Source organism: Paraburkholderia silviterrae (genome assembly GCF_004353915.1).
Lineage (GTDB): Bacteria > Pseudomonadota > Gammaproteobacteria > Burkholderiales > Burkholderiaceae > Paraburkholderia > Paraburkholderia silviterrae.
The window spans coordinates 61,252-66,875 of record NZ_SMRP01000033.1; the positions used below are offsets into that span (position 1 = coordinate 61,252).

The window sequence follows — 5,624 nt, forward strand, 5'->3', positions numbered from 1 at the left end:
GAGCGCTACGCGCGGGCGGAAGGGTCTGCAAGGAAAACCAGGCGGGCTGCCAGGTGAATGCGCTAGGGTACTGCCGAACGAATACACGGGAGTCCTACGAAAACGTGTGCGTCCCACCGGTTTTGGTTATACCCCACGGCGCGCGCAGCGCCGCCGGATGGATGAGCCCTTTGTCACTCCGTGTGACGACGCGTGATGACAGACGCCCCGGAGCCGCTCCGATTAAAGGTTAGTGGTCCACTGCGTCACACTGGCGGTTTGAGCGGCTTTCTTTTGCCTACTTTTCTTTGCCGCTGCAAAGAAAAGTAGGTGCCGCCCCGCACAGGGGTAACACTAATAGACCTACATGAAAACAAGGAAAGGCCAACACCCCAAAAACCCACACCAAACCAAGCTGGATGGATCCACGAGCGCAGTCTCATGCGGCACGATTCTCACCACACCGATGTACCAAAAAACAAAAACACAAATCGCATTGGACAGCTTGCTACAAAGACTCGCTCATCCCCACCTTTTTCAAACGGCTTCTCAAATCGCCACGAGATTAACGATAGAAAGCGGCCCGAACGGAATCTGAATCAACCGTCCGCCCGTTTCAAGTGAACCCAGGTCGATGCTCGCCAGATCCAGTTGCCCGATCAGCTTGCCGACCTGTGCCTTGGCGTCCGCATCGTCGCCCGCAAGGAAAAAGACACGCTGCCCGTTGGGCACATGGAGACTATCGAATACCTGCGCGTTCAGATGATTGAACGCCTTCACGACGCGCGCCCCAGGCACCCACTCGGAGAACACCAGGCTCGACGACCGCCCGCCAATGTCCGCGGGCTTGATCCCAAGCGCGGCGAAGGGATTGGCCGGATCCCTGGCATCGGGCGAATCCGGATCGACATGCACGAGCGGATTGTTGCTGTCGATCACGATCCGGCCATTCCAGTCCGGGAGCCCGCCGAGCGCATCCTTTAGCGCGTCCCATGGCACTGCCACCAGTACGATGTCGGCTTGGGCGGCTTCGGCCACCGTGACGGCCCGGATTGAGGGGCCCAACTCTTCAGTCAATGCCTTTAGCGATTCCGGGCCGCGGCTGTTGGCAATCACCGCAGGGATATTCTTGCTGGCCAGCGCGCGGGCGAAGCCGCCGCCGATGTTGCCCGATCCAATGATACCGATGCTCATACTCAACTCCTGAAAATCTGTCACCGACACAGTGACATTTGTGGGTAAAAAAAAGGACTACTACAACGTTATGGCGAACTGGCCGAGGCGGGCGACCTCTTGCGCGATATCGGCCACGCTCACCTTTTCCAGCTCGTTTTCGAGGGCCTGACGCGCGCGATCGAGCGATGGCTGCATCGCGGCGAGGATGTTGCTGCCAATCGGGCAGTCGGCGCTGGGCGTGCTCCGGTGCAAGGAAAAGAGCGCCGGGTCCTCCACTGCCCGATACACGTCCAGCAATCTGATCTCCTGCGCGGGCCTCGCCAGCAGCGCCCCGCCGCCCGCGCCGAGCTGCGAGGTCGTGATCCGCGCATCGCTTAAGCGCTGCAGCAATGCGCGGATCACAACCGCGCTGGTGCTGGCGCTATGCGCCAGGTCTTCGGAACGCAGGGGCTTGCCATCGCTTGCCGCGATGGCGGCAAGCGTGTGAACGGCGACAGCGAAGCGCGTACTGGTGGGCATGGTGGGGGGGCGAATTAATCAATCACGATGGCCGCGCGGTGTGCCTAGAACGGATATGGCGTCTGTGCGCTGCGCGAATTGATCCAGATGACGTCGCTGAAATCGGCCAGGCTGTCCGGGCCGGTGCGGCCCCAGCCGCTGTCACGGACGCCGCCCATCGGCGCGTGGATCTCGTCGTTGACCGTCGCCGTATTGACGTTGACGATTCCGCACTGGATCTTCGGCGCGAGTTCGAATGCGCGGTACGTATCGCCGGCCAGAATCGAGGACGAGAGGCCATACATCGTGCGGTTGGCGGCAGCCACGGCCTCCTCGGGCGTGTCCACGGCTTCGACCACGACCACGGGCCCGAAGGTTTCCTCCTGGGCGACCAGCGCATCGGCTGGCACATCGGTCAGGATCGTCGGTTCGTAGACCTGACCTTCATGGCGGCCACCCGTGCGCACGACGGCACCCTTGGCGACGGCTTCCTTGATACGGTCATCGACGAGCTTGACGGCGGCGGGCGTCACCAGCGGTCCAATAATGGTGGCCGGATTCTGCGGGTCGCCCTTGGTGAGGGTCCGGGTGCGGGCCACGAATCGCGCCACGAATTCGTCGTAAATCTTGCGCTGGACAATGATGTGGCGCGTATTCAGGCAAATCTGCCCCTGATGGAAGAACGAGCCGAACGTTGCGGTGCGCACCGCGTAGTCGAGGTCGACATCGTCGAGCACGATCATCGGGTTGTAGCCGCCGAGCTCCAGCACAGTGCGCTTGAGCGTGCGGCCCGCGCGTTCGGCGAGCATGCGGGCCGTCTTGACGCCGCCGATCAGGTTGATGACCCGCACGTCCGGGTTATCGAAGAACTCGTCTGCGATTTCACCCGCCGCGCCAGGCGCGTGGGACACTACGTTGATCACGCCTTCGGGGAAGCCCGCTTCGTGAGCGATCTCGGCGAGCATCAGACCGGCCGAGACGGGCGCGAGCTCGGAGGGCTTGACCACGACGGTATTGCCCGCACCGATCGGCGAAATCACCGCGCGCCAGGAAAGAATGTTGGCGCCATTCCATGGCGTAAAGCTCGCCACCACGCCCAGCGGCCTGCGCACGGCGATGGAATGCGCGCCGGGCTGGTTGGTCGCCAGCACCTGACCGGCCGGCTGGTACATCCAGCCGGCGGCTTGCTCGAGCGTCGCAGCCACGAGATCTTGCTGGAAGTTGGCAAAGGAGATCGTGCTGCCGGTCTCGCGGGCGAGCGCGTTGGCAATCTCGTTGCGGCGGCGCTTGATGATTTCCGCCGCCTTCAGGAACAGGCGCGCACGCTCGGCCGGCGGCGTGCTGGACCAGGCCGGAAATGCCTCGGCAGCGGCCTGGACCGCAACGCGGGCTTCCGCGCGTCCACCGGCGGCCACCTGCGCGAACGGTTTGCGGCTATAGGGCTCCAGTACCTCGAAGGTCCGTGCATCCTGGGCGTCGAGCCATTTCCCGCCCGCATAGTACTTGTAGGTTGGTGTCGTGCTCATTTCGGTATCCTGATGGATTGGGTTGGCCCACGCAGGCGCGGGCGAAAATTTGGATCAAGTCAAGGCGCGGTACTGTCCCACTGCGGAGCGAGTCCAGGGGGATTGACAATGCGGCTGCCCGACGTCGCCAGCGCGTGTATGGTCGCCATGTCCGCGCTGTCCAGCTCGAAATCGAATACTGCAAGGTTCTGCGCGAGCCGGTCGACGCGAGTGGTTCTCGAAAGCGCAACCACACCGCGCTGTTGCACGAGCCACCGCAGCACAATCTGCGCGATGGTCTTGTCGTGGCGTGCCGCAATCCGCTCGAGCGCGGGCTCCGTGAAGACCCGGCCGACTGCCATGCCGCAATAAGCGGTTACGGCAAGCCCTGCCTGCAAGGTACTTTCAGTGAGCAAGGACTGGTTCAGGTAAGGGTGGTATTCGAACTGGTTCGTCACCAGCGGAGCCGTGGAGAGCCGGATGGCTTCGGTCATCTGCGCGCGGTTGAAATTGCTCACGCCGATGTGCCGGACCTTGCCCGCGCGCACCACTGCGTTGAGTCCCGCAATCTGTTCGGCCAGCGGCACGTCCGACCCCGGCCAGTGCAGCAGGAGCAGGTCGATATAGTCGGTCCTGAGTTTGCGCAGGCTCTCGTTGACGGACGCTTCGAAGTGCTGATGGGCGTAGTGGCTGACCCAGACCTTGGTCGTCAAAAAGATCTCGCGTCTTGGAGTGCCGGACTCGGCAACACATTCGCCAATCTCGGCCTCGTTACGGTAGATCTGCGCGGTGTCGATGTGGCGGAAGCCGGCCCGCAGGGCCTCGGGGATCACCCGGTAGATGTCCGCGGCGCCCATTCCATAGGTGCCGAAGCCAATGGCCGGAATGGCCGCGCTTCCGATGTGGACATCCGGCACGACCGGCACTTCGCGATTTTGCTGGGCCATGAGGTCTTTGCGTCCTGGTGTGGCGGTTAAAGGCAAGTCAAGCGGGTTAGCCGATGCGGCCGGTGCGACGCAGCTCTGCCCCAATTTCCATGATCCGGTCTTCGCCCGTGCGCAACGCCTGCGCCGAGGTATGGACCGAGTAATGGCCGAGCACGAGCCGGTGCGGATGCGCGACGGCGGAGCCGAGGACGAACTCCGAATCCTCGGCAGCCGTGAAGGCCAGAACGTTTTCGGATTTGTTGAACGCCACCAGCTCGTCGGCGATGGTCTCGTGTCCCATCTGCAGCGCGCCGCGTTGAATGCTCAGCCAGGCGACGTTGTGCCCGGTTTGCGGCGTGTACTGCCACCGCTGTCCCGCCGCAAGCCGCACGAGCAGGTAACTGATGCCGGGCGGTGCGGGTATCGGGCTTTCGACGTTTCCGTAGGATCCCAGAATGACGCTGGCCGGGCCGACGCGAGGCACCTCGTTCGCGGACAAGTATTGGCTAAAGGGAGCGCCCAGTTCGAGTTCGGGTGGCAACGCGACCCACAACTGATAGCCGCGCCCACGTCCGTCGCCCGTTGCACGGCCGTTGTGCCATACGCCCTTGCCTGCGTTCATCCACTCGACGCCGCCGGCCGGCAGGATTCCCGCAGCGCCTGTCGTGTCTTCATACTCGACCTCGCCTTCCAGCAGCACGGTCGTCGTGGCAAGGCCGGAATGCGGATGCATGGCAAAGCGCATGTCGGCTGCCGCGGAATTGTCGAAGTAATCGAGAAAGACGAAGGGCTTGAGCAACTCGCCAAGGTCGGACGGGCTGACAATTCGCGTGACGGGACCGTGCTGGCGGCCCGCCGTCCGCGTCACAATCGTTCTTTGCGGTGCAGCGAGCGGGGGAAGGGTTTCGGAATACATGGTGAACAGGCATCCTCGATGCGTGATGGCATAGGGGTAAGGTACGCTATCGCGCTGGCGGATAGAAGCCTGTATTTTTTGATTCGACCTATCGGTAGGAGCGATACATCTGAGGGGTGTGGTTTTGAAATTGTGATTTCCCGGTTTTGGTGTGGTTCTTGGTGGCGTTGGCCTTTCCTTGTTTTCATGTAGGTATATAAGTGTTGCCCCTGTGCGGGGCGGCACCTACTTTTCTTTGCAGCGGCAAAGAAAAGTAGGCAAAAGAAAGCCGCTCAAACCGCCAGTGTGACGCAGTACACCACTCGACTTAGATCGGAGCGGCTCCGGGGCGTCTGTCATCACTCGCCGTCACCCGGAGTGACTAAGGGCTCATCCATCCGGCGGCGCTGCGCGCGCCGTGGGGCATAACCAAAACCGGCGGGACACACGTGGTTTCGTAGGACTCCCGTGTATTTGCTCGGCAGTACTCTCGCGCATTAGCCGGGCAGCACGCCCGGTTTTCCTTGCAGACCCATCCGCCCGCGCGTAGCGCGTGGCGGGAAGAATGAGTCCTTTGTCACTAACGCGGAGTGTGCGAGGTGACGGATGCCCCGGAGCCGCTCCGATATAAGTCGAGTGGTGGAC

The 5,624-nt window shown here is 62.4% G+C and carries 5 protein-coding genes; all 5 read right to left on the reverse strand.

What is annotated here, in order from left to right; genetic code table 11:
• Nucleotides 1–528: 528 nt before the first annotated feature.
• Genes EYW47_RS35175 through EYW47_RS35195 form a run of 5 tightly spaced genes read right to left on the reverse strand, consistent with a single transcriptional unit; the run spans nt 529 to nt 5,225 of the window.
• Complete coding sequence (locus tag EYW47_RS35175) at nt 529–1,173, reverse strand: NADPH-dependent F420 reductase (protein WP_133199416.1); 645 nt, start codon at nt 1,171–1,173, stop codon at nt 529–531.
• A 60-nt stretch (nt 1,174–1,233) separates the two neighbouring features.
• Entirely contained in the window at nt 1,234–1,674 is a 441-nt protein-coding gene (locus EYW47_RS35180) for an Rrf2 family transcriptional regulator (protein ID WP_133199417.1), read from the reverse strand.
• A gap of 44 nt (nt 1,675–1,718) precedes the next feature.
• Nucleotides 1,719–3,179: an aldehyde dehydrogenase family protein gene (locus EYW47_RS35185; RefSeq protein WP_133199418.1), complete on the reverse strand. Its 1,461-nt coding sequence runs from the start codon at nt 3,177–3,179 to the stop codon at nt 1,719–1,721.
• A 59-nt stretch (nt 3,180–3,238) separates the two neighbouring features.
• Nucleotides 3,239–4,105, reverse strand: a complete 867-nt coding sequence (locus tag EYW47_RS35190) for an aldo/keto reductase (RefSeq protein ID WP_133199419.1) — start codon at nt 4,103–4,105, stop codon at nt 3,239–3,241.
• Nucleotides 4,106–4,151: 46 nt separating this feature from the next.
• Nucleotides 4,152–5,225 (reverse strand): pirin family protein, encoded by a 1,074-nt coding sequence (locus EYW47_RS35195; RefSeq protein ID WP_338117859.1) that lies wholly within the window; start codon nt 5,223–5,225, stop codon nt 4,152–4,154.
• Nucleotides 5,226–5,624: the final 399 nt, after the last annotated feature.

Coding starts and splice junctions, on each gene's coding strand:
- EYW47_RS35175 (WP_133199416.1), bottom strand. CDS start 1,173: ATGAGCATCGGTATCATTGGATCGGGCAACATCGGCGGCGGCTTCGCC.
- EYW47_RS35180 (WP_133199417.1), bottom strand. CDS start 1,674: ATGCCCACCAGTACGCGCTTCGCTGTCGCCGTTCACACGCTTGCCGCC.
- EYW47_RS35185 (WP_133199418.1), bottom strand. CDS start 3,179: ATGAGCACGACACCAACCTACAAGTACTATGCGGGCGGGAAATGGCTC.
- EYW47_RS35190 (WP_133199419.1), bottom strand. CDS start 4,105: ATGGCCCAGCAAAATCGCGAAGTGCCGGTCGTGCCGGATGTCCACATC.